Source organism: Roseateles sp. GW823-FHT07B05, from assembly GCF_058794515.1.
In genome coordinates this window covers 379,228-401,700 of sequence record NZ_JBXAGX010000002.1, presented here as the reverse complement: position 1 = coordinate 401,700, position 22,473 = coordinate 379,228, and the positions used below count along the sequence as shown (strand labels likewise).

The window sequence follows — 22,473 nt, the reverse complement described above, 5'->3', positions numbered from 1 at the left end:
GCGCCGTCGCCCAGGCCCGAGAGTGCCAGGCCGACGCCCACGGTCACCACGCCCAGCACCACGCCAAGCGCCACTTTCAACCGTTGCGAACCGCTGCCAGAACCGAACATGCCGAGGTCTCCATGAATAAGGGGAAAGCCGGCCGGGCCGGCAACAGCGCGCAGTGTCGTCCCGCACCCGGCGAGGTGGCCGCGCGATCAGCGGGCCAAAGCGGCAATAGTTGTGCGAACGCCGGCCTCAGCGGGCGGGCCTGCGTTGCCGGCGCAACGCGAAGCGCAGCGGGTCCACGGCGTCCAGCAGCTCGGCCTCCAGCGGGCGCGGGCCGCCCAGCGCCAGCGCCGCGACGAGGCGGCCGGCCAGCGCGGCCCACGTGATGCCGCGCGACCCGAACCCGGTGCAGACCACCAGGCCCGGCTGGCGCGGCTGCAGGCGCAGCTGCTCCGCTGGCGCGTCGCCCGCGGCCAGGCCGCCGATCAGCGGCAGCCGGTCGGCCGCCACGAGGCGCCAGCCGACGCGGCCGGCCAGCGGCGCCTGCGGCGGCGTGCCCAGCCCGGCCAGGCGGGCGTAGCGCGCGAGGTTCTCCACCTGGTCGGCCTCTCGCAGCGCCGGGTCGGCGTCGCCGTCCTGCGCCGTCGCACCGCACCAGGCGCCGCCGCGGCCATCGGCGATCGCATAGCCGTCGCCGGCCACCGGCACGCCCGGCTGCCACGGCGCCTCGGCCAGGTGGGTGAGCTGGCCGCGCTGCACGACGAGGTCGTCCGCCAGCCCGCCCAGCAGCGGCAGCTGCGCGTGGCCGCCGGCCAGCACGAGCAGCGGCGCGGTCTCGATCAGCTCGCCATCCGCGCCGTGCAGCTGCCAGCCGCCCGGCGTGGCCTGCAGCGACGCGACCGCCGTGCCCAGCCGCAGCCGCGCGCCGCTGGCGGCCAGCAGCGCCCGCGTGTAGGCGGCCGGGTCCAGCGCGCCGCCGCCGGCGTAGAACCAGGCCGGGTGGCCCAGCGGCGCGCCGGCCCGCGCCGCCACGTCGTCGGCGGACAGCGCCTGCACGTAGCCCGGCACCGCCGGCATCTGTGCCGGCTGCAGCCGAGTCTCCAGCCGCAGCAGGCCGGGCTGATGCGGCAGGCCCAGCTCGGCCAGCAGCTGCTGCGTGGCCAGCGCGGCGGCGCGGTTGAAGCGGGCGTGCGGGCCATCGTCGGGGTTGACGGTGCCGTGGAACAGCCCCGCCGGGTTGCCCGAGCTGGCCTGCGCCGGGCCGGGCAGCGCGTCGACGACGGTGCAGGCCACGCCGGCACGCGACAGCGCCAGCGCGCAGGCCGCACCGGCCAAGCCCGCGCCGACGATGACGGCGTGGCGCGCCCCCGGCGCCAGCGGCTCGCGGCCGACGGGCCGCTGCGGCGTGTGGCGCGGCGCGAAGCGGGCGGTGGTCATCTCCGGCTTTTCCGCAAAACCCGGTGCCAGCGCCACCTCGAAGCCCAGCGCGGCCAGCGCGCGGCGCATCGGCCGGTTGATGCTCCAGGTCGCCAATGTCGTGCCGGGCACCGCGTGGCGCGACAGGCTCTTCAGCAGCCAGTCGTCCCACAGCTCGGGGTTAAGCTTGGGCGAGAAGCCGTCGAGATAGACAGCGTCGGCGTCCAGCACCAGCTCGCGCAGCAGCTCGCGGCCGTCGCCCAGGCCCAGCAGCAGCTGCACGCGGCCGTCGTCGAAGTCCAGTGTGTGCAGGCCCGGCGCCAGCGGCGGCCAGCGCCGCAGCAGTTCGGCCGCCAGCTCGGGCAGCGGGCTGTTGGCGTGCGCGCGGGCCAGGTCGTCGGGCCGCAGTGGGTGTTTCTCGACGCTGACGAACACCAGCCGCTCGCAGCGTGCCGGGTCTTGCCGCCAGGCGTCCCAGGTGGCGAGGAAGTTGTTGCCCAGGCCGAAGCCGGTCTCCAGCACGACGAAGCGCTCGCGGCCCTGCCAGCGCGCCGGCAGGCCGTTGCCGCCGAGGAAGACATGGCGGGCCTGGGCCAGCGCGCCGTCCCGGGCGTGGTAGACGTCGCCGAACGCCGGCGCGAACGGCGGCCCGTCGGCGCTGAACTCCACCTGCGCCGGCACCAGCGGTGCGCGCTTCATGCGGGCTGGCCCCGCAACAGCAGCCACCCCAGCCCGGCGGCCAGCAGCAGCGGGAGCGCCAGCGCCGGGATGATGAAGCGGGCGAAGCCCCAGCCGCCCGCGGCCACGGCCGCGATGCTGCGCGTGACGCTGTTGCAGGCGAAGGCCAGCAGCAGCCCCAGCAGCGCCTGCGTGGGAGCGATGCTGCCGCCGGCCTGCAGCCCGGCCAGCGACGCGATGGGCGCATGCACGTCGGCAAACGCCGTCAGCGCGACGGCACCAAACAGCCCCGACGCGCCGAAATGCTCGCGCGCCCAGCTGACGGCCACCGCCACGCCGCTGAGCATCAGCGCCAGCAGCAGCGCCTCGCGCAGCCGCAGCGGCCCGCGGCGCTCCGCGGCGGGCGTGTCGGCGTGACCGTCGTGCTCCAGCCGGCGCGAGCGCCTCGCCAGCAGCCAGCCCATGCCACCGCACAACGACAGGCCCAGCAGCGCGATGGGCAGCGTGGTGAGGGCCAGCGGCGGCGCCATCGCGAACAGCATGGCCTCGGCCTGCAGCCAGGTGGCCGCGGTGGACATGACGGCGCCGGCCGCGCAGGCCAGCCGCAGGCCCGGCTCGGCGCGCGCCTTGCTGCCCATGGCGGCGATGGTGGCCGTGCTGGACACCAGGCCCGACAGCAGTCCCGACAGGGCCAGCCCCGCCTGCGGCCCGGCCAGCCGCAGCGCGATGTGGCCCGCCGCCTGCAGCGCCAGCAGCAACAGCATCAGCCCGATCAGCGAATGCGCCTTCATGCCGGCCAGCCACGGCAGCGGCTGCTGCGGCATCAGCGGCAGCACCACCAGTGCCAGCGCGCCCAGCAGCAGGCCATCGTGCAGCTCCTCCTCGCGCAGCACCTGCGTCGCGAAACGGTGCAGCCGCGGCCGCGCGGCCAGCAGCGCCGTCAGCACGACGGCGGCCGGCGCGCCCAGCAGCGGTGCCGTCACGCACAGCGCGCCGATGAGGCAGGTGACCAGCAGCGCCAGCGCGCGCGTGAGGCCGGGGTCGCGGCCGCGCACATAGCCCAGTGCCGCCAGCGCCGTGACGGCCAGCGCGGTGACCGCCACCAGCCCCGGCAGCGCCAGTGCCTGCGCCAGCGCGCCGGCCACCGAGGCCAGCGTGTAGGTGCGCAGCCCGGCCATCTCGCCGCTGCCGCCGCTGCCGCCGCGCCCGCCGCGCGGCTTGTGGCGCTCGCGCTCCAGCCCGATCAGCAGGCCGCTGCCCAGCGCGGCGGCCAGGCCGGTGAGGAGGTCGGTGGAGACGCCGAAGGCCAGCCCGTCCATCACCACGCGACGGTCTCGCCGTGCTGCGGCACGCGCACGGCCAAGCCCAGCTCGTCCTGGATGCGGCTTCGCAGCGCGTCGGCGGCGGCGGGCTCGCCGTGCACGACATAGACCTGCTCGGGCGGCCGCGGCAGCGCACGCAGCCATTGCAGCAGGCCGTCGGCATCGGCATGGCCGGAGAGGCCGTCCAGGTGGCTGATCTCGGCGTTGACGGGCACCCAGCGGCCGCGGATCTTGACCTCGCGCTCGCCACCCACCATGCGCGCGCCGCGCGTGCCGCCGGCCTGGAAGCCGGGGAAGGCGATGTGGTGCTGGGGCTGCGGTGCCAGCGTCTCCAGGTAGTTCAGTACGCGCCCGCCGGTGGCCATGCCGCTGGCGGAGATGACGACGGCCGGCTTCGCGCGCGGCGCGGCCAGGCTGGCGGCGAGTTTGAGGCTCTGGGCCTGCTTGGTGACGTAGCGCACGCGGTCGGTCAGGCTGCGAGCTTCGGTGGCGGAGATGCGCAACAGCTTCGCGTGCTTGATCGTCAGCTCGGTGGCCTGCTCGGCCATGGGGCTGTCCAGCCAGATGGGCACGTCCAGTGGCAGCTCGCCGGCGTTGCGCAGCCGCTGCAGCACCAGCAGCAGCGCCTGCGCGCGGCCGACGGCGAAGCTGGGCAGCAGCACCGAGCCGCCGCGCTTGAGCGTCGTGCGCAGGATCTGTGCGAGGCGCGCCTGCGCGTCCTCGGGCGGATGCAGCCGGTTGCCGTAGGTGGACTCGATGAGCACGACGTCCGCCGCCGGCGGCACCTGCGGCGTGGGCATCAGCAAGTCGCCGACGCGGCCCACGTCGCCCGAGAACAGCAGCGAGCGCGTGCCCTGGCGCACGTGGATGGACGAGGCGCCCAGCAGGTGGCCGCCGGGCGTGAAGCGCACCTCGGTGCCGCCCAGCGTCAGCCGGCCGTCGCGCGGCACGGCGACGAACTGCTTGAGCGTCGCCTCGGCCTCGCGCACGCCGTACAGCGGCAGCGCCTTGTCGTGGCGGCTGGAGCCGTCGCGGTTGGCGCGGCGCGCGTCTTCCTCCTGCAGGTGGGCGCTGTCGCGCAGCAGCACGTCGCAGAGGTCGCGCGTGGCGGACGTCGCGTAGATGGGGCCCTTGAAGCCCTGGCGGCGCAGTGCGGGCAGGTAGCCGCAGTGGTCCAGGTGGGCGTGCGACAGCAGCACGGCGTCCAGCTCGGTGGTCGGGCCGCCCAGCGGCATCCAGTTGCGCTCGCGCAGGGCCTTGAAGCCTTGAAACAGGCCAGCGTCCAGCAGCAGGCGCTGCTCGCCCAAGGTCAGCAGGTGGCGCGAGCCGGTGACGGTGTCGGCGGCGCCGAGGAAGGTGAGTTTCATGGGGCTCCCAGGGTCTGCATCGCGCCGGATTCGAGCACCTGCACGGCCGGGCTGGGCTGATCCAGCGCAAGCCGCAGCGCGCGGGCCACGCGGGCGGCGGCGATGGGGCGCCAGCGCAGCGGCACCAGGCCCGCCACCGGCCGCAGCAGGCGCAGCGACCAGGCCTCGCCGGCGCGATGCGGCTGGGCCAGCGCGGCGCGGTCGCCGTCCAGCAGCGACGGGCGGGCGATGACGAGGCGCTCGAAGCCGAGGCCGGCGAGGGCGTCCTCGGCCTCGCCCTTGACGCGGTTGTAGAAGACGGCGGCGCGTGCATCGGCGCCCAGCGCCGACACCAGGCCACAGTGCGTGGCGCCGGCCGCACGGGCGGCGCGGGCCACGGTCAGCACGGCGTCGAAGTCCACCGCGCGGAAGGCCTCGCGCGAGCCGGCCTGCGCCAGCGTCGTGCCCAGCGCGATGAACAGGCGGCGCGGAGCGGGCAGGGCGGCGAAGGACTCGGCGCGGGCGTAGTCCACCGTCATCGCACCGGCCTGCGGGCGGCGCACCAGCGCCACGGCGTTGGGCATGTCGGCGCACAGCGCGCGGCCGACGAGGCCGGTGGCGCCGGCGATCCAGGTGGTCGGGGCTGCGGGCATGGCCGGCATGCTAGCCGGCCCCACCCTCAGCGCACGCGGAAGGTGGACACCACGCCCGCCAGCCGGATCGCCTGCTCCTTCAGGCTTTCCGCCGCCGCGGCGCTTTCCTCGACGAGCGCGGCGTTCTGCTGCGTCATCTGATCCAGCGTGTTGACGGCGCCGTTGACGAGGTCGATGCCCGAGCTCTGCTCCTTGGCGGCGGACGTGATCTCGGCGATGACGTCGGTGACGCGGCGCACGCTGCCGACGATCTCGGTCATGGTCTTGCCGGCGTCTTCCACCAGCCGTGAGCCGGCCTCGACGCGCTCGACGCTGGTGCCGATCAGGGTCTTGATCTCCTTGGCCGATGCGGCGCTGCGCTGCGCGAGGTTGCGCACCTCGGTGGCCACGACGGCGAAGCCGCGGCCCTGCTCGCCGGCCCGCGCCGCCTCCACGGCGGCGTTCAGCGCCAGGATGTTGGTCTGGAACGCGATGCCGTCGATGACGCCGATGATGTCGGAGATCTTCTGGCTGGACTGCGTGATCTCGGCCATGGTGCTCACCACCTGCGCGACGACCTCGCCGCCGCGCTGCGCGACGCCCGCCGCGTTGGCGGCCAGCTGGTTGGCGGTGGACGCGTTGTCGGCGCTCTGGCGCACGGTGCTGGTGATCTCCTCCAGCGCGCTGGCCGTCTGCTGCAGGTTGGAGGCCGTCTCCTCGGTGCGGTGGCTGAGGTCCACGTTGCCGGTGGCGATCTCGGAGGACGCGGTGGAGATGGAGTCCGACGCGGTGCGCACCTCGCGGATGGTGGACTCGATCTTTTCGCAGAAGACGTTGAAGCTCTCGGCGATGCGCGAGATCTCGTCGCTGCCGTTGACCGGCAGGCGCTTGGTGAGGTCGGCGTCGCCGCTGCCGATCTGCGCCATCGCCTCGTTGACGCGGTTCAGCGAGGTGAGCATGGAGCGCACCAGCCACGCGGCCGCGAACGCGGCCAGCCCGGCCATGACGACCAGCGCCAGCGCGGCGGCCTTGAGCAGCGTGTCCAGCGAGGCCAGCGCCTCGTCGGCGCGGGCGGCGGTCATCAGCGTCCAGCTGGTGCCCGGCACGGCAGCGCCGCGCAGCAGGTAGTCGTCTTCGCCCATGCGCACTTCCACCCACGGGCCGTTGGCCTCGCTGGCCTGCTTCATCGCATCGGCGGTCAGCGCGGGCGACAGCTCGGACACCTTCTTCAGGATGCGCTGCGTGTCGGGGTGAGCGATGACCTGGCCGTCGGTGTCGACGAGGAAGGCCAGGCCGCGCGGCGTCGGGTGGATGGAGGCGACGATCTTGGACACGTCGTCCAGGAACACGTCGCTGCCGACGACGGCCTTGGTGTCGCCGCCGTCGCGCACGGCCATCGCGAAGGTCACCAGCAGCCGCTTGGTGGCGGCGTCGGCGTAGGGTGCCGTCAGGATGGGTTTGTCGGAGGCCGCCGCGCCCTTGTACCAGGGGCGGATCGTCGGGTCGTAGCCCTCCGGCAGCTTCTGCGGCACGTCGAAGATCATGCGCTTGTCCGGGTAGCCGGCGTAGGCGGAGGCGAGGCGCCCCGACTTCTGCGCCTGCACGAGGAAGGGCTGCGGCGCGTCGGTCAGCGCCGCGGGCACGACGGCGGCCACCACCGCCTTCTGCGTGCCCACCCATTCGGCGATGGCCTGCGCGTGCGCGGCGCTCAGCTCGTTCAGGCCCTGGGTCGTCTGCGCCTTCACATGCTTGCTGACGATGCCGTGGTTCAAGAGGGTGGCGCTGAGCAGGCTGACCACCACGACGGCCATGCAGCCCACCGTCAGACGCTTCTGGATGGAATTGAACATGGGTTCCCCTGTTGGCAATGACGGGTCATCACAGGACGCCAGCGCGGCGTTGCGCCGGCCTGTTGATCCAGTATGCGCACGGCGGGCCGGGGTGGGGAGCGGGGCGGGGCGCCCGGCACGCGGGATCGATCAAAAAGGCGCGCAAACCCTAGGCGGCGGCGTTGCGGCCGGGCATCAGCGGCACAAAAAAACGGCCTGCCTCGTGAGAGGCAGGCCGTCGTGGCCGGGCGCCGGTGTCGATCAGCGCTTGGGCTGGGTCAGGCGCGGGCCGTTGGTGTGGCGCGGGGCGCCGCCGTCACGGCTGGGCTGGCCGCCCGCGGGGCGCGGCGCCTGCTGGCCTTGCGGCTTGGGCGCGGTGCGGGCGCCGCCGTGGCCGGTGTGGGCCTGGGGCTTGCCACCGCCGCCGGCCGGGCGGCCGCCGTCGCGCGAGCCGCCGCGGTTGTCACCGCCGCGGCCACCACCGCCACCACCGCCACCCGGGCGGCCGCCACGGCCGGCGTGGGCCGGCGGGTTGGGGTTGCGGCCACGGCTGCCGTTGGGGTTCAGCACGGTGCGGCCCAGCACGATGGGCTCGGCCTTCTCGTTGGGATCGGGCGCGAAGCCGGGCACGATCTCCTTCGGGATCTCGCGCTTGATGAGCTTCTCGATGTCGCGCAGGAAGCCGTTCTCGTCCACGCAGACGAGGCTGACGGCTTCGCCCTGGGCGCCGGCGCGGCCGGTGCGGCCGATGCGGTGGACGTAGTCCTCCGGCACGTTGGGCAGCTCGAAGTTGACGACGTGGGGCAGCTGGTCGATGTCGATGCCGCGGGCGGCAATGTCGGTGGCCACGAGGCAGGTCAGGTCGCCCGACTTGAAGTCGGCCAGCGCCTTGGTGCGCGCGCCCTGGCTCTTGTTGCCGTGGATGGCCATGGCGCTGATGCCCTGGTCGTTCAGGTAGTCGGTCAGGCGGTTGGCGCCGTGCTTCATGCGCGTGAAGATCAGCACCTGGTGCCAGTCACCGCTCTTGATGAGGTGCACCAGCAGTTCCTTCTTGCGCTCGCGGCCCACGGGGTGGACCTTCTGCGCGATCTGGTCGTTGGTCTGGTTGCGGCGGGCCACCTCGATGAGCGCCGGCTGGTTCAGCAGGCGGTCGGCGAGGTTCTTGATCTCGTCGCTGAAGGTCGCGCTGAACAGCAGCGACTGCTTCTTGGCGGGCAGCAGCGCCAGCACCTTCTTGATGTCGTGCACGAAGCCCATGTCCAGCATGCGGTCGGCTTCGTCGAGCACCAGGATCTGCACCTGCGACAGGTCCAGCGTGCCTTGCTGCGCGTGGTCGAGCAGGCGGCCGGGCGTGGCGACGAGGATGTCGACGCCGTCGCGCAGCTTGTTGATCTGCGGCTGCATGCCGACGCCGCCGAACATCACCATGCTCTTCAGCGGCAGGTACTTGCCGTAGGTCTGCACGCTTTCCTCGACCTGGGCGGCCAGTTCGCGGGTGGGCGTCAGCACGAGGGCGCGGATGGCGATCTTGCCGCGCTTGTTCAGCAGCTTCTCGCCGGTGGCGAGGCGGTGCAGCATCGGCAGCGTGAAGCCGGCGGTCTTGCCGGTGCCGGTCTGCGCGCCGGCCATCAGGTCACCACCGTTGAGCACGGCGGGAATCGCCTGGGCCTGGATGGGGGTGGGGGTGGTGTAGCCGGCGTCGGCGATGGCCTTCAGCAGGGGCTCTGCAAGGCCGAGGGTGTCGAAACTCATCGAATCCAATAGATGGGGAGGCACGCCGAAAATCACCGGGGCTCGCCGTGACGCCGGGGAGGCGACACCAGTCTTCGGGCAAGCCAGGCCGCGTGCTTGGGGCCAGAAAAATGAAACGCCGCGCAAGACTGAGAGGCGCGGCGTTGACGGGCATTCTAGCGGCTGGTGCCGCGGCGCTTATTTAGAAACAGTGACCCATTCGACGCTCAGCCAGTTGTTGGCCGAGTGCAGCACCCGCACGTTGGCGCGCATGGCCCACGGAATCATCTGCCGGTGCAGCGGAATGATGTTGATCTGCTGCCGGTACTCGGCCAAGGCGGCCTTGACGAGCTGCTCGCGCTTCTTCGGGTCGCTCTCGATGGTGGAGGCGCCGGCCAGCGCGTCGGCCTTGTCGTTCACCCAGCCGCCGTTGTTGGACACGCCCACGCCCTGCTCGCCGCGGTTGCGCAGGATGGGCGTCAGCATGACCTCGGCGTCGGTGCTGCCGCCGCCCCAGCCGTGCAGGTAGAGGCTGGTGTCGTACTTGTCGATCTTGGGGAAGTACAGCACCCGGGGCAGCGCGTTCACCTTGACCTTGATCTTCAGCTGCGCCCAGAAGCTGGCCAGCGCCAGGCAGATCCTCTCGTCGTTGACGTAGCGGTTGTTGGGGCAGTCCAGCGTCACCTCGAAGCCGTCCGGGTAGCCGGCCTCGGCCATCAGCCGGCGGGCGGCGGCCACGTCGTAGGGCAGGCGGGTTTCCAGGCTGGCGTCGTTGTAGGCGCCGCGGGCGGACGACGTGAGGCCGCCGGTGGGCACCGCGAAGCCGGCCATGATCTTGGTCTTGATAGCCTCGATGTCGATGGCCTGGTAGAGCGCCCGACGCACGCGCAGGTCCTTGAACGGATTCTTGTCGCCCGGCACCTGGCCGTAGAGCAGCTTGTCGCGCGCCTGGTCCATGCCGATGAACAGGATGCGGTTGTCCACGCCGTCCACCACCTTGAGCTCGGGCATGGCGCGCAGCCGCTCGACGTCGCGCGGCGGCGGGTCCAGCACGAAGTCCACCTCGCCCGAGATCAGCGCCGCGGTGCGCGTGGCGTCGATGCTGATGGGCATGAACACCAGCTCCTGCACATTGCCCAGCCCCGGCAGGCTGCGGCCCCAGTGGGCGGCGTTGCGCTTGAACACGGTCTTCACGCCGGGCTGGCGGCTGACGAGGATGAAGGGGCCGGTGCCGTTGGCGTTCTGGCTGGCGTAGGACTCCTCCCTGGCCTTCAGGTCCAGCGGCCGCGCGACGCGGTTGGCCTCGGCCCAGCGCTTGCTCATGATGGTCAGGCTGACGAGGTGCTCGGGAAAGATGGGGTTGGGCTTGTCCAGCGCGAACACCAGCGTCAGCGGGTCCACCGCTTTCGGCACGCCCACGGCGTTGGCGTAGACGCGGTAGGGCGACACGGGGTCGCGCATCCGCTGCATCGAGAACACGACGTCGTCGGCCGTGAACGGCGTGCCGTCGTGGAACCTGACGCCCGGGCGCAGCTTCACGCGCCACAGTAGCGGTGTGACCTGCGTCCACTCCACGGCCAGCGCCGGCGCCAGGCTCTGGTCGGGCAGGCGGCGCACGAGCGGCTCGTAGACCTGGCCGTTTAGCGAGTTGGTCTGGATCTCGTTGGCGGCGTGCGGGTCGGTGGTCTGCAGGTCGCCCTGGGCGGCCCAGCGCAAGGTCTGGGCCTGGACGAAACCGGTCAGCAGGCACAGCAGCACTAGTGCGGTGCGGCCGCAGGCGGGCAGGCGACGCATTGCTTCTCCCTGGAGTGGCGGTAGCAGTCTCGTGCGGCGCTGCCGCGGGTGTGTCGGGATCAACCCCAGGGGCGCGGCGCGGGCATCGGCGACAATGGCGGTCAACGCAGGCCCTCTTCGGGGCCTGCCGCTGTTTCAGCCTCAAGGATTCGCCCATGGCCCAGTACGTCTTCTCGATGAACCGTGTGAACAAGACGGTTCCCCCCAAGCGCCACATCCTGAAGGACATCTCGCTGTCCTTCTTCCCCGGCGCCAAGATCGGCGTGCTGGGGGTCAACGGTTCGGGCAAGTCCACGATCCTGAAGATCATGGCCGGCGTCGACAAGGAGTACGAAGGCGAGGCGATCCCGATGCCCGGCATCAAGATCGGTTACCTGGAGCAGGAGCCGCGCCTGAACCCCGAGCAGACCGTGCGTGAAGCCGTCGAGGAAGGCATCGGCGGCGTGCTGGCCGCCAAGAAGCGCCTGGACGAGGTCTATGCCGCCTACGCCGAGCCGGACGCCGACTTCGACGCGCTGGCCGCCGAGCAGGGCGAGCTGGAGGCCATCATTTCGGCCGCCGGCTCCGAGAACACCGACCTGCAGCTGGAGCTGGCCGCCGACGCGCTGAACCTGCCGCCGTGGGACGCCGTCATCGGCGTGCTGTCCGGCGGCGAGAAGCGCCGCGTGGCGCTGTGCCGCCTGCTGCTGTCCAAGCCCGACATGCTGCTGCTGGACGAACCCACCAACCACTTGGACGCCGAGAGCGTGGAGTGGCTGGAGCAGTTCCTGCAGCGCTTCCCCGGCACCGTGGTGGCCATCACCCACGATCGCTACTTCCTGGACAACGCCGCCGAGTGGATTCTCGAACTCGACCGCGGCCACGGCATTCCGTGGAAGGGCAACTACTCCGAGTGGCTGGACCAGAAGGAACGCCGCCTGGAGCAGGAGCAGAAGTCCGAAGACGCGCGCATGAAGGCGATGAAGGAGGAACTCAAGTGGGTCCGCTCCAACGCCAAGGGCCGCCAGGCCAAGAGCAAGGCCCGCCTGGCCCGCTTCGAGGAGCTGAGCGACGTCGAATACCAGCAGCGCAACGTGACGAACGAAATCTTCATCCCCGTGGCCGAGCGCCTGGGCAATGAAGTCATCGAGTTCGAGAACGTCAGCAAGTCCTTCGGCGACCGCATGCTGATCGACAACCTGAGCTTCAAGGTCCCGGCCGGCGCCATCGTCGGCATCATCGGTCCCAACGGCGCCGGCAAGTCGACGCTGTTCCGCATGCTGCAAGGCACCGAGCAGCCCGATTCGGGCACGGTCAAGATCGGCAAGACGGCCAAGATGGCCTTCGTCGACCAGAGCCGCGACAGCATGGAAGCCGACAAGACGGTCTGGCAGGACGTCTCCGGCGGCCTCGACAACATCATCGTCGGCAAGTTCATCATGCCCAGCCGCGCCTACCTGGGCCGCTTCAACTTCAAGGGCAACGACCAGCAGAAGCTCGTCGGCTCGCTGTCCGGCGGTGAGCGCGGCCGCCTGCACCTGGCCAAGACGCTGGCCCAGGGCGGCAACGTGCTGATGCTGGACGAACCGTCCAACGACCTCGACGTCGAAACGCTGCGCGCGCTGGAAGAGGCGCTGCTGGAGTTCGCCGGCTCGGCCATGGTCATCAGCCATGACCGCTGGTTCCTGGACCGCATCTGCACGCACATCCTGGCCTGCGAAGGCGACTCGCAGTGGTTCTTCTTCGACGGCAACTTCCACGAATACGAAGCCGACAAGAAGAAGCGCCTGGGCGAGGAAGGCGCGCGCCCGAAGCGCATGCGCTTCAAGCCCATCAAGTGATGGCGCGCCGGCACCGGGCGACCCCGGTGCCGGCTGTCAGAAGGCTTGCAGCGACAGCGCGACACAGTTCTTTACCGCGGGCCCAAAGATCCCACACAGGCCCCCTGGAAGATCCACATCACTCCCTCACAAGCAAACGAAGGGCCGTTCCCGAGTTTGCTTGGCCCCCCTCGGGGGGCCTGACGCAAAGCGGCAGGTTCGGGGGCGCTCTCAACTTCAGGAGACCTGTGATGAAAACCTTCCAGTTCCAGAATCTGTTGCGCGTCGGCACCGTGGCTGCGGCGCTGGCCTTGAGCGGCCTGGCCGCCCAGGCGCAGCCCGAGGGCCATGGCCACCGCGGTGGCCCCGCCGCGATGGCGCCCGGTGGCGGCCTGTTCGGCGGGCATGTCGGGCACATGCTGGACGTGGTGAACGCCACCGACGCCCAGCGCAGCCAGATCGACGCCATCTTCAAGGCTGCGCGCCAGGACCTGTCCGGCCAGCGCGAAGCCGGCATGAAGCTGCATCAGCAACTGGCCACGCTCTACACCGCGCCCAACATCGACGCCGCCGCCATCGAGGCCGTGCGCCAGCAGATGAGCGCCCAGCACGAGGCCGCTTCCAAGCGCATGAGCCAAGCCAGCATCGATGCCGCCCGCGTGCTGACGCCCGAGCAGCGCGCCCGGATCGCCGAGGTCGCCAAGCGCCACCAGGCCCGCATGGCCGAGCACCGCCGCCCGGGTTGATTGCTGCCTGCCGAGGAGTTCTGCGATGCTTGAGCCCCGCTATTCCGGCGCCTCCGAGCGCCGGCCTTCCTTCACCTCGCTGGCTCCCCCGATGAGTGCTCGACTGCTGTTGATTGACGATGACGCCCGCCTGACCGGCATGGTGGGCGACTACCTGCGCGCGGCCGGCTTCGAGGTCAGCACGGCCGGCACGCTGGGCGCCGCCCGCGAGGCACTGGCCCACGGCCGCTTCGAGCTGCTGGTGCTGGACCTGATGCTGCCCGACGGCGACGGCCTGGACTTCTGCCGCTGGCTGCGCGGCGATGCGCGCTGGCGCCACCAGCCGGTGCTAATGCTGTCGGCACGCGGCGAGCCGATGGACCGCATCCTCGGCCTGGAACTGGGCGCTGACGACTACCTCGCCAAGCCCTTCGAGCCGCGCGAGCTGCAGGCCCGCATCAAGGCGCTGCTGCGCCGGCTGGAGCCCAAGCTCGATGGCGACGAGGTGCTGCGCTTCGGACGCCTGGACATCGACCTCGCCGCCCGCGTGGCGCGGCTGGACGGCAAGATCTGCGACCTGACCAGCCACCAATTCGACCTGCTGGTCGTGCTGGCGCAGAGCCCGGGCCGGGTGCTGTCGCGCGACCAGATCATGGATGCGCTCAAGGGCCATCCACTGGAGGCCTTCGACCGCTCCATAGACGTGCACATCTCGCGCATCCGCGCCGTCATCGAGGACGACCCGAAGAACCCCCGCCGCGTGCTGACCGTGCGTGGTGCCGGCTACGTCTTTGCTCGCAAGCAGGACGCTGATTCGGATTGATGTGAAGCCCCTCGCCAAGCCTCGCGTCGCTGAACGCGAGCGAGTCTTGTCGGTCCCCCGAGGGGACGGCGATGCTCGCGGCATCGAGCCGCGAGCACATCGCCTGACGGGCCGGCTTGGGAGCGGCCCGGCGCTCGGCCCGAAATAGACTCGCGTTGCTGATGAAAAGCCTCTACCTCCGCATCTACCTGACGCTGGTGGCGTTGCTGCTGGCGTTCGCGTTCGGCTCCGCTTGGCTGTTCCAGCGCCACATCGAGCAGGAGCGCGGCAATGTCGAGATCGCGGCCAGCGAGCGGCTGAATGCGATGGCCGGTCTGCTGAAGCTGGCGCTGCCGCCGGCCACGGCGCCGCGTGCCGACCAGGCGGCGGTTTTTGCCGACTGGGGTGGCCGGCTGCGCATGCCGCTGGCGCTGGAGGCCGCCGACGGCAGCCGCATCGGCACGACGCAGATGTTCCGGCGCCGGCTCGACGAGCCCGGCGCCATCGTCGTCAGCGCGGAGCTGGGCGACGGCCGCAGCCTGGAGATGGTGCGCACCATGCGCCCGCCCAACCCGCCGGGCGGCCCCGCCGCATCGGGGCCGGGTGCAGCAGGCCCCGGGCAAGGCGCAGGCGTGCAGCGCCGCCCCGACGAAGGCCCCTGGACCAGCCCCTGGTTGCACCGCCCGGTGTCGCCGGGCGCGCCGGCGGTGTCGACGCTGGCCGTCGTACTGGTGCTGCTGTTCGTCGGCGTCGCGGTGGGCGCCTTCCCGGTCGTGCGCCGGCTCACGCGTCGGCTGGAGTCGCTCAAGCGGGGCGTCGAGCAGTTCGGCGCCGGCCAGCTGCACCACCGCGTGGACGACAGCGGCCGCGATGAGGTGGCGGCCGTGGCGCACAGCTTCAACCAGGCGGCCGAGCGCATCGAGACGCTGCTGCGCTCGCACCAGACGCTGCTGGCCAACGCCAGCCACGAACTGCGCTCGCCGCTGGCGCGGCTGAAGATGGCCTTCGCGATGCTGGACGACGCCGCGCCGGCGCAGCGCGAGCGGCTGGCGCACGAGATCGACGTCAACATCGCCGAGCTGGATGCGCTCGTCGAGGAAGTGCTGCTGGCCAGCCGGCTGGAGGCGGGCAGCGCCGTCGGCGAGACCCATGTGGTGGAACTGCTGGCGCTGGGTGCCGAGGAGGCGGCCCGCGCCGAGGCCGGCTTCGAGCCCGAGACCGACACGGCGCGCGTGCAGGGCCAGGAGCGGCTGCTGCGCCGCGCGCTGCGCAACCTGCTGGACAACGCGCGCCGCTACGGCGGCCCCGAGGTGCAGCTCAGCCTGCGGCCGGTGGCGGGGGGCTACGAGTTCGCCGTGGCCGACCGGGGGCCGGGCGTGCCGGCGGAGCTGCGCGAGCGCATCTTCGAGCCGTTCTACCGGCTGCCGGGGCATGCCGAGATGGCGGGCGGCGTGGGCCTGGGGCTCAGCCTGGTCAAGCAGATCGCCGAGCGCCATGGCGGCAGCGTGCGCTGCCTGGCACGCGACGGCGGCGGCAGCCGCTTCGTCATCTTCCTGCCGGCGGCGAGCGCCTGAGGCGGCGCGCGACCGGGCGCGCGGCGCCGTGACTAGCGGTTCTCGTCGAAGACCTTGCGCAGCAGCAGGCTGAGCAGCAGCGCCGCGGCCAGCAGCCCGGCCGTGGCGGCCTGCCAGAAGCCGACGGCGCCATTGCCGTTCGCGCCGAACGCGACGACGTAGCCCCCGCCGATGCCCAGGCCCCACAACGCCACGACGTAGATGACCATGGGCAGCGTAGCCACCTGGTAGGCCCGCAGCACGTAGGCAGCCACGGTCTGCAACGCGTCACCGAGGTGGAAGAACCACACCCAGACCAGCAGCGGCAGCGCGGCCGCGGCGGCCTCGGGGTTGTTGGTGTAGAGGGCAATGATGGGCTCGCGCGCCAGCGCGACGACGGCGCCCAAGGCGGCCGCCACCAGCGTGGCCAGCGCCATCGCATGCCGGCCCACGGTGCGCGCTTCGCGCTTCTGGCCCGCACCCAGGTGCTGGGCCACCAGCGTGCCGGCGGCCGTGGCCAGCGCCAGCGCGGTCATGAACATCATCGCGACGAGATTGACGGCGATCTGGTGCCCGGCCACCGGCGTGGCGCCCAGCCGCGCGATGAAGAAGGCCATGAACGTGAAGCCGGTCACCTCGACGAGGATGGAGCCGCCCATCGGCAGGCCCAGCCGCACCAGGCCCAGGAGGTCGGGCCAGTGCGGCCGCGTCTGCCACAGGAACGGGATGTGGAACGGGCGGTAGAACGCGTCACGCCGCAGCAGCACCAGCGCCACCAGCGCCTGCGCCGTCATCGCGATGGCCGTGGCCCAGCCGCAGCCGCCCACGCCCATCGCCGGGATGGGGCCCCAGCCGAACACCAGCACGGCGTTCAGCGGCACCTTGGCCGCCAGGCCCGTCAGCTGCATGGCCATGACGGCCTTGGGCCGGCTGACGGCGGTGGAGAAGCCGCGGAACGCCGTGAACAGCAGCGCGGCCGGCAGCGCGAAGGCCTCGGGGCGCGTGTAGGCGCGCACCTTGTCGGCCTGCGTAGCGTCCAGTTGTGCCAGCCAGATGAACGGGTCGGGGAACCACAGCATCAGGCAGCCGGGCACGCACAGCAGCGCGGCCAGCCACTGCGCCTGCACGAAGCTGCGGCCGGAGCCGGGCAGGTCATCGGCGCCGAACTGCCGCCCGGCGATGGGGCCGACCGCGAGCACGACGCCCATCAGCCCGACGAAGATGGACACGTAGGTCGCCGAGCCCACGGCCAGCGCCGCCAGGTCCTGCGGGCCGACGCGGCCCATCATCAGCGTGTCGATCGTGCTGAACATCATGACGGCCAGCTGGCCGACGAGCACGGGCCAGGCCTGCGGCACGAGGCGGCGGACGGAGTCGATGAAACGGATGCGGATCATCTCTGCACCCGTTCGGCATAGCGGTTGAAGCGCCAGGCCGTGCCCTCGTGCGTGATGCGCTGCCAGACGATGCGCTTCTCGAACGGGTCCAGCGCCGGCCAGTGCTGCACCTCGTCGAACGTGCGGCCGCAGCCCTTGCACAGCGGGTCGCCCTGCGCGGTGGAGCAGATGGCGATGCAGGGCGAGTCGGGCGTGGTCTCGTACCAGTCCAGCCAGGCGCCCAGCGCCTTGTCGCTCATCGCATCGACGTCGATCTCGGTCGCACGCATCCAGGCCAGCAGCGCGTAGGCCTCGGCCAGCGCGCGCACCTCGGGGGCCGCGCTGATGCCGTCGGGCGACGGCGAGCGCTCGCGCCACCAGTTGATGGCGGCTTCGAGGTCCGTGACATGCACTTTTTCAGTGTTCAAGCGACCAGCCCCATCGCGCCACGCACCTCACGCAGCGTCTTGCGCGCCACGGCGCGGGCGCGCTCGGTGCCCAGCTCCAGCGTCCACTTGACCTGCTGCGGGTCCAGCGCCGCGGCGCGTTCGCGCCAGGGCGCCTGCTCGCGCTGGATGGCCTCGATCAGCGGCTGCTTGCAGTCCAGGCAGCCGATGCTGGCGGTGCGGCAGCCACTGGCGCAGGCGGTGCGCGTGGCGTCGTCGGTGTAGATCCGGTGCAGCGGCCAGACGGGGCAGCGCGCCGGGTCGCCAGCGTCGGTGCGGCGCACGCGCTGCGGGTCGGTGGGCATGGTGCGGATCTTGGCGGCCGTGACCTCGGGCTCATCGCGCATCGCGATGGCGTTGTCCAGGCTCTTGCTCATCTTCTGGCCGTCCAGCCCGGGCACGCGGGCGGTCTCGGTCAGCAGCGCCTGCGGCTCGACGAAGACAGGCGCAGCTTCGGCGTACAGCCGGTTGAAGCGCCGTGCGACCTCGCGGGTCACTTCGACGTGGGCGGCCTGGTCCTCGCCCACCGGCACGCCGGCTGGCTTGTAGAGCAGGATGTCGGCCGCCTGCAGCAGCGGGTAGCCGAGGAAGCCGTAGGTGGCGAGCTCCGGGTCGGCGGCCACCTGGTCCTTGTAGCTGGGCATGCGCGCCAGCCAGCTGGACGGCGTGCACATGGCCAGCAGCGTGAACAGCTCGGCGTGCTCGGGCATGCGGCTTTGCAGGAACAGCGTGCAGCGCTCGGGGTCCACGCCGGCAGCGAGCCAGTCGGTGACCATCTCGTAGACGTGGTGGGACAGCGTCTCGCCGCTGGGGCGCTGCGTGGTCAACGCATGCCAGTCGGCGACGAAGAAGAAGCAGTCGTGGCTGTCCTGCAGGCGCAGCCAGTTCTTGAGGGCGCCGTGGAAGTGGCCGAGGTGCAGTGCGCCGGTTGGGCGCATGCCCGACAGGACGCGCGGGCGGGTGATGGCGGGTGTCGACATGGGGCGCGGATTGTCGTGCATTGCCTTTTGACCTGCCGGTCGCCATGGGTGCGCCGCCTACACTGCTTGCCCATGAAGCGACTGGTGATTCTGATTTCGGGACGGGGCTCCAACATGGAGGCCATCGTGAAGGCCTGCGCGGCCGAAGGCTGGCCGGCCGAGGTGGCGGCCGTCATCAGCAACCGGCCCGACGCCGGCGGCCTGCAGTTCGCCGCCGCGCATGGCATCGCCACGGCGGTGGTCGACCACAAGGCCTACGCCAGCCGCGATGAGTTCGACGCCGAGCTGGCCCACGTCATCGACGGCTTCTCGCCCGACCTCGTCGTGCTGGCCGGCTTCATGCGCATCCTGACGCCGGCCTTCACGGCCCGCTACGCACGCCGCATGCTCAACATCCACCCGTCGCTGCTGCCGGCCTTCACGGGGCTGCACACGCACGAGCGGGCGATCGAGATGGGCTGCAAGATCGCCGGCGTGACGGTGCACTTCGTCACCGCCGAGCTGGACCATGGCGCCATCGTCATGCAGGCGGCCGTGCCGGTGCTGCCGGGCGACGACGCCAAGGCGCTGTCGGCCCGCGTGCTGACGGCCGAGCACCGCATCTATCCGCAGTCGGTGCGCTGGTTCGTCGAAGGCGCGCTGGTGTGGGACGGCGAGAACGTCCGGCACCGCGACGGCGCGGCGCAGCAGCTTCTGCTCAGCTGACCAGCCCCGCCAGGATGTTGATGCACAGCGCCAGCACGCCGGTGTTGAACGCGAAGGCCAGCAGCGACTGCAGCAGCACCAGCCGGCGCATGGGCTTGGTGCTGACGCCGACGTCCGAGGTCTGCGACGTGGCTGCCACGGTGATCGAGAAGTACAGGAAGTCGCCGTAGTCCGGCGGCCCGTCGTCGCCCGGGAACTCCAGCCCGTGCGCCTGCTTGTCACGGCGGTGGTAGAGGCTTGCGTAGGCCAGCCCGAATTCCACCGGCAGCAGCAGCCAGGAACCTGCCACGGTGGCCAGCGCCAGCCCGACGTAGCGCGTGTCGTGCGCCTGGCGCGCGGCCTGCAGCTCCAGCGTGATGGCGGCCAGGCTCGCCAGCGCGCCCAGCACGGCCAGCACCAGCATCGCCGGAATGCCCTCGGCCAGCTTGCGCGCGCGGGCCTCCACGTCCACGCCGCCGGTCCGCCCCAGCATCATCCACAGCACCAGCGGCAGGTAGATCCAGATCACGAGGTTCCACCCCAGCAGCAGCCGCGTCGCGGTGGCCAGCTCGCCGGGCCAGATGGCGGCGAAGGCGCTGCCCGCAAGCACGGCCGTCAGCAGGCGAGGGCGCAGGCGCAGCTGGGTCCAGAGCTTCATTCGTGCGGACTTGGGATAATGGGGCGATGCATCCTAATGCCCTGCTGGAGCTGTGCGCCGAGCTGATCGCCGCCGTCAACAAGCTCGACGCGCCGGCCGACTCCACGGTCTCGGCCTTTTTCCGTCAACACAAGAACCTCGGCCAGCGCGAACGCGCCAGCCTCGCCGAGACCGTCTACGCGCTGCTGCGCGAGCGGCTCAGGTTCCAAAACCTGGCCCAGAGCGGCAGCGGTCCGCTGAACCGACGGCTGGCCATGCTGGCCTGGCGCGGCAGCGACAGCTTCCTGCGCGCCGCGCTGAGCCCGGTGGAGCAGCAATGGCTGTCCCAGGTCCAGGCCATCGCGCCGGAGAGCCTGCAGCCCCGGCTGCGCCACAACCTGCCCGACTGGCTGGCCGTGCCGCTGCAGGAGCGCCTGGGCGACGAGGAGTTCTGGCAGCTTGCCGCCGCGCTGAACGAGGCCGCGCCGCTGGACCTGCGTGTCAACACGCTCAAGCTCAAGCGCGAGGAGGCCCAGGAGCAGCTGAAGGCGGAAGGTATCGAGGCGACACCGACGCCGTACTCGCCGCTGGGCCTGCGCATCCAGGGCAAGCCGGCGCTGAACAAGCTGACGTTGTTCACCAGCGGTGGCGTGGAGGTGCAGGACGAGGGCAGCCAGTTGCTGGCGCTGCTGCTGGCACCCAAGCGCGGCGAGATGGTGGTGGACTTCTGCGCCGGCGCGGGCGGCAAGACGCTGGCGCTGGGCGCGTTGATGCGCAACACCGGCCGCCTCTACGCCTTCGACGTGTCCGGCCACCGGCTGGACGCGCTCAAGCCGCGGCTGGCGCGCAGCGGCCTGTCCAACGTCTACCCGGCGCAGATCGCCCATGAGCGCGATGACCGCATCAAGCGCCTGGCCGGCAAGATCGACCGCGTGCTGATCGACGCGCCGTGCTCGGGCCTGGGCACGCTGCGCCGCAACCCCGACCTGAAGTGGCGCCAGTCGCCGCAGGCCGTGTCGGAGCTGCAGGCCAAGCAGCGCGCCATCCTGGCCAGTGCCGCCCGCCTGGTGAAGCCGGGCGGCCGGCTGGTCTACGCCACCTGCAGCCTGCTGGATGCCGAGAACGAGGTCATCGCGGCCGAGTTCACTGCCGCCCACCCGGACTTCAAGCAGTTGCCCGCCGACGAAGCGCTGAGCAAGGCGCAGGTCGACGGCGCCGGTGCGCTCGTGGAAAACGGCGCACTTCGGATGTGGCCTCACCGCCACGCCACGGACGGCTTTTTCGCCGTCGCGTGGGAACGCGCGGCTTGACCCAGGTCAAGAGAGCGCGTCGCATCGCACGCGCTACGCCCGAATGAGGGCCGGTGCCCCCTTGTTATTGGGGGCACTCCTCTACAATTGACTTTCCTTTGCATGCCCGTGGTGGGCGAGGTCTTGGACGCATGAACGAAATTCTGAACGCCGTGGTGAACTGGTTGAGCGACGGTCTGCTCAATGCCAGTGCCTGGCAGGTCGTCGCCTTTACGCTGGTAGTGACGCACATCACTATCTGTTCGGTCACGATCTTCCTGCATCGTGCGCAATCGCACCGCGCGTTGGAGCTGGGCCCCATCCCGTCGCACTTCTTCCGTTTCTGGCTGTGGCTGACGACGGGCATGGTGACCAAGGAGTTCGTCGCCATCCACCGCAAGCACCACGCCAAGTGCGAGACCGAGGAAGACCCGCACAGCCCGCAGACCCGCGGCCTGAAGGCGCTGCTGCTGACCGGTGTCGAGCTGTACCGTGCCGAATCCAGGAACATGGAGACCATGGAGAAGTACGGCAAGGGCACGCCGGACGACTGGATCGAGCGCAACCTCTACACCCGCTTCTCGTGGCAGGGTGTGGCGCTGATGCTGATCCTGGACCTGGCCATGTTCGGCGGTATCGGTGCGACGGTCTGGGCCATCCAGATGGCATGGATTCCCGTCTGGGCCACCGGCGTCATCAACGGCATCGGTCACTACTGGGGCTATCGCAACTTCGAGGCGCCCGATGCGTCGACCAATGTGTCGCCCTGGGGCATCCTGATTGGCGGCGAAGAGCTGCACAACAACCACCACACCTACCCGACGTCGGCCAAGTTCTCGGTCAAGAAGTACGAGTTCGACATCGGCTGGGGCTACATCCGCGCGATGGAGATGATCGGCTGGGCCAAGGTCCGCAAGACGGCGCCCAAGCTGAGCCTGGGTGAGATGAAGCCGGCGGCCGACGCTCGCACGCTGGAGGCGCTGATCGCCAACCGCTACGAGGTCATGGCCAACTACGCCCGCGACCTGAAGGCGGCCTGCGCGGCCGAACTGGCCAAGGTCAAGGCCGAGGGCGGCCAGCACAGCGAACGCTTCACGCAGTTCAAGCTGGCTGCGCGCTGGCTGCACCGTGACGAAGACCGCATCCCGGCCGATGTGCATGGCGACCTGGCCCACGCCCGTGCAGCCAGCCCCGTCATCGACAAGCTGGTGACGATGCGCGAGGAACTGCGCCAGCTGTGGACCCGCACGAATGTGTCGGCCGAACAGCTGGTGGCCGACCTGCAGGCCTGGTGCCGCCGTGCCGAGGAAAGCGGCATTGCCGAGCTGCAGGCCTTCTCGATGCGCCTGCGCGCCGTGCGCGCCTGATCCGCGTTTCGCTTCGGTAAAAGGGCGCCCCTACAGGGCGCCCTTTTTCTTTGTGTGGCCTAGACTTGGTTCACGCAGT

General features: G+C 71.2%; 18 protein-coding genes. 7 read left to right on the top strand and 11 right to left on the bottom strand.

The features are described 5' to 3' along the window. Positions 1–237: 237 nt before the first annotated feature. The 7 genes from mnmC to AC1Q7O_RS06010 form a co-directional block, all read right to left on the bottom strand. On the bottom strand, positions 238–2,103 hold the full coding sequence (gene mnmC, locus AC1Q7O_RS06040) for a bifunctional tRNA (5-methylaminomethyl-2-thiouridine)(34)-methyltransferase MnmC2/FAD-dependent 5-carboxymethylaminomethyl-2-thiouridine(34) oxidoreductase MnmC1 (RefSeq protein ID WP_492660175.1): 1,866 nt from the start codon (positions 2,101–2,103) through the stop codon (positions 238–240). After that, positions 2,100–3,401, bottom strand: a complete 1,302-nt coding sequence (locus AC1Q7O_RS06035; RefSeq protein WP_492660176.1) for a DUF4010 domain-containing protein — start codon at positions 3,399–3,401, stop codon at positions 2,100–2,102. Before AC1Q7O_RS06035 ends, mnmC begins: the two co-directional genes overlap by 4 nt. Then, complete coding sequence (locus AC1Q7O_RS06030) at positions 3,401–4,771, bottom strand: MBL fold metallo-hydrolase RNA specificity domain-containing protein (RefSeq protein WP_492660177.1); 1,371 nt, start codon at positions 4,769–4,771, stop codon at positions 3,401–3,403. Before AC1Q7O_RS06030 ends, AC1Q7O_RS06035 begins: the two co-directional genes overlap by 1 nt. Beyond that, positions 4,768–5,403 (bottom strand): Rossmann-fold NAD(P)-binding domain-containing protein, encoded by a 636-nt coding sequence (locus AC1Q7O_RS06025; protein WP_492660178.1) that lies wholly within the window; start codon positions 5,401–5,403, stop codon positions 4,768–4,770. The genes AC1Q7O_RS06030 and AC1Q7O_RS06025 overlap by 4 nt, the downstream gene beginning before the upstream one ends. Positions 5,404–5,429: 26 nt before the next feature. Further along, positions 5,430–7,232 carry a methyl-accepting chemotaxis protein gene (locus AC1Q7O_RS06020; RefSeq protein ID WP_492660179.1) on the bottom strand — a complete coding sequence of 601 codons (1,803 nt, stop codon included), beginning with the start codon at positions 7,230–7,232 and terminating at the stop codon, positions 5,430–5,432. Between the two features lie 240 nt (positions 7,233–7,472). Continuing rightward, positions 7,473–8,963 (bottom strand): DEAD/DEAH box helicase, encoded by a 1,491-nt coding sequence (locus AC1Q7O_RS06015; RefSeq protein ID WP_492662673.1) that lies wholly within the window; start codon positions 8,961–8,963, stop codon positions 7,473–7,475. A gap of 177 nt (positions 8,964–9,140) precedes the next feature. Next, positions 9,141–10,736: an ABC transporter substrate-binding protein gene (locus tag AC1Q7O_RS06010; RefSeq protein ID WP_492658107.1), complete on the bottom strand. Its 1,596-nt coding sequence runs from the start codon at positions 10,734–10,736 to the stop codon at positions 9,141–9,143. Between the two features lie 155 nt (positions 10,737–10,891). On the opposite strand from AC1Q7O_RS06010, the gene ettA reads away from it, so the two are divergent. From ettA to AC1Q7O_RS05990, 4 genes are all read left to right on the top strand, one after another. Further along, complete coding sequence (gene ettA, locus AC1Q7O_RS06005; protein ID WP_492658108.1) at positions 10,892–12,556, top strand: energy-dependent translational throttle protein EttA; 1,665 nt, start codon at positions 10,892–10,894, stop codon at positions 12,554–12,556. A gap of 230 nt (positions 12,557–12,786) precedes the next feature. Continuing rightward, positions 12,787–13,281 (top strand): Spy/CpxP family protein refolding chaperone, encoded by a 495-nt coding sequence (locus AC1Q7O_RS06000; RefSeq protein WP_492658109.1) that lies wholly within the window; start codon positions 12,787–12,789, stop codon positions 13,279–13,281. A 91-nt stretch (positions 13,282–13,372) separates the two neighbouring features. Next, complete coding sequence (locus AC1Q7O_RS05995) at positions 13,373–14,083, top strand: winged helix-turn-helix domain-containing protein (RefSeq protein ID WP_492658110.1); 711 nt, start codon at positions 13,373–13,375, stop codon at positions 14,081–14,083. Positions 14,084–14,244: 161 nt separating this feature from the next. Next, positions 14,245–15,636 (top strand): sensor histidine kinase, encoded by a 1,392-nt coding sequence (locus tag AC1Q7O_RS05990; RefSeq protein ID WP_492658111.1) that lies wholly within the window; start codon positions 14,245–14,247, stop codon positions 15,634–15,636. Positions 15,637–15,668: 32 nt separating this feature from the next. Here the strand turns inward: AC1Q7O_RS05990 and AC1Q7O_RS05985 are convergent, their stop codons facing one another. The 3 genes from AC1Q7O_RS05985 to trpS are packed head-to-tail and all read right to left on the bottom strand — an operon-like array spanning position 15,669 to position 18,402. Then, on the bottom strand, positions 15,669–17,012 hold the full coding sequence (locus AC1Q7O_RS05985) for an MATE family efflux transporter (protein ID WP_492658112.1): 1,344 nt from the start codon (positions 17,010–17,012) through the stop codon (positions 15,669–15,671). Further along, positions 17,009–17,419, bottom strand: coding sequence for a DUF3717 domain-containing protein (locus AC1Q7O_RS05980; protein ID WP_492658113.1), 411 nt, complete (start codon positions 17,417–17,419; stop codon positions 17,009–17,011). Before AC1Q7O_RS05980 ends, AC1Q7O_RS05985 begins: the two co-directional genes overlap by 4 nt. Next, positions 17,416–18,402: a tryptophan--tRNA ligase gene (trpS, locus tag AC1Q7O_RS05975; RefSeq protein WP_492658390.1), complete on the bottom strand. Its 987-nt coding sequence runs from the start codon at positions 18,400–18,402 to the stop codon at positions 17,416–17,418. Before trpS ends, AC1Q7O_RS05980 begins: the two co-directional genes overlap by 4 nt. 87 nt (positions 18,403–18,489) lie before the next feature. On the opposite strand from trpS, the gene purN reads away from it, so the two are divergent. Continuing rightward, positions 18,490–19,122: a phosphoribosylglycinamide formyltransferase gene (gene purN, locus AC1Q7O_RS05970; RefSeq protein WP_492658114.1), complete on the top strand. Its 633-nt coding sequence runs from the start codon at positions 18,490–18,492 to the stop codon at positions 19,120–19,122. Here the strand turns inward: purN and AC1Q7O_RS05965 are convergent. Then, entirely contained in the window at positions 19,115–19,759 is a 645-nt protein-coding gene (locus AC1Q7O_RS05965) for a DUF1345 domain-containing protein (RefSeq protein ID WP_492658115.1), read from the bottom strand. The genes purN and AC1Q7O_RS05965 overlap by 8 nt on opposite strands. Before the next feature lie 26 nt (positions 19,760–19,785). Here AC1Q7O_RS05965 and AC1Q7O_RS05960 point away from each other — a divergent pair, with 26 nt between their 5' ends. Beyond that, the gene (locus AC1Q7O_RS05960) at positions 19,786–21,048 is read left to right on the top strand and encodes an RsmB/NOP family class I SAM-dependent RNA methyltransferase (protein ID WP_492658116.1); all 1,263 of its coding nucleotides are present in this window, start codon (positions 19,786–19,788) and stop codon (positions 21,046–21,048) included. A 131-nt stretch (positions 21,049–21,179) separates the two neighbouring features. Continuing rightward, the gene (locus AC1Q7O_RS05955) at positions 21,180–22,394 is read left to right on the top strand and encodes a DesA family fatty acid desaturase (protein ID WP_492658117.1); all 1,215 of its coding nucleotides are present in this window, start codon (positions 21,180–21,182) and stop codon (positions 22,392–22,394) included. Positions 22,395–22,473: the final 79 nt, after the last annotated feature.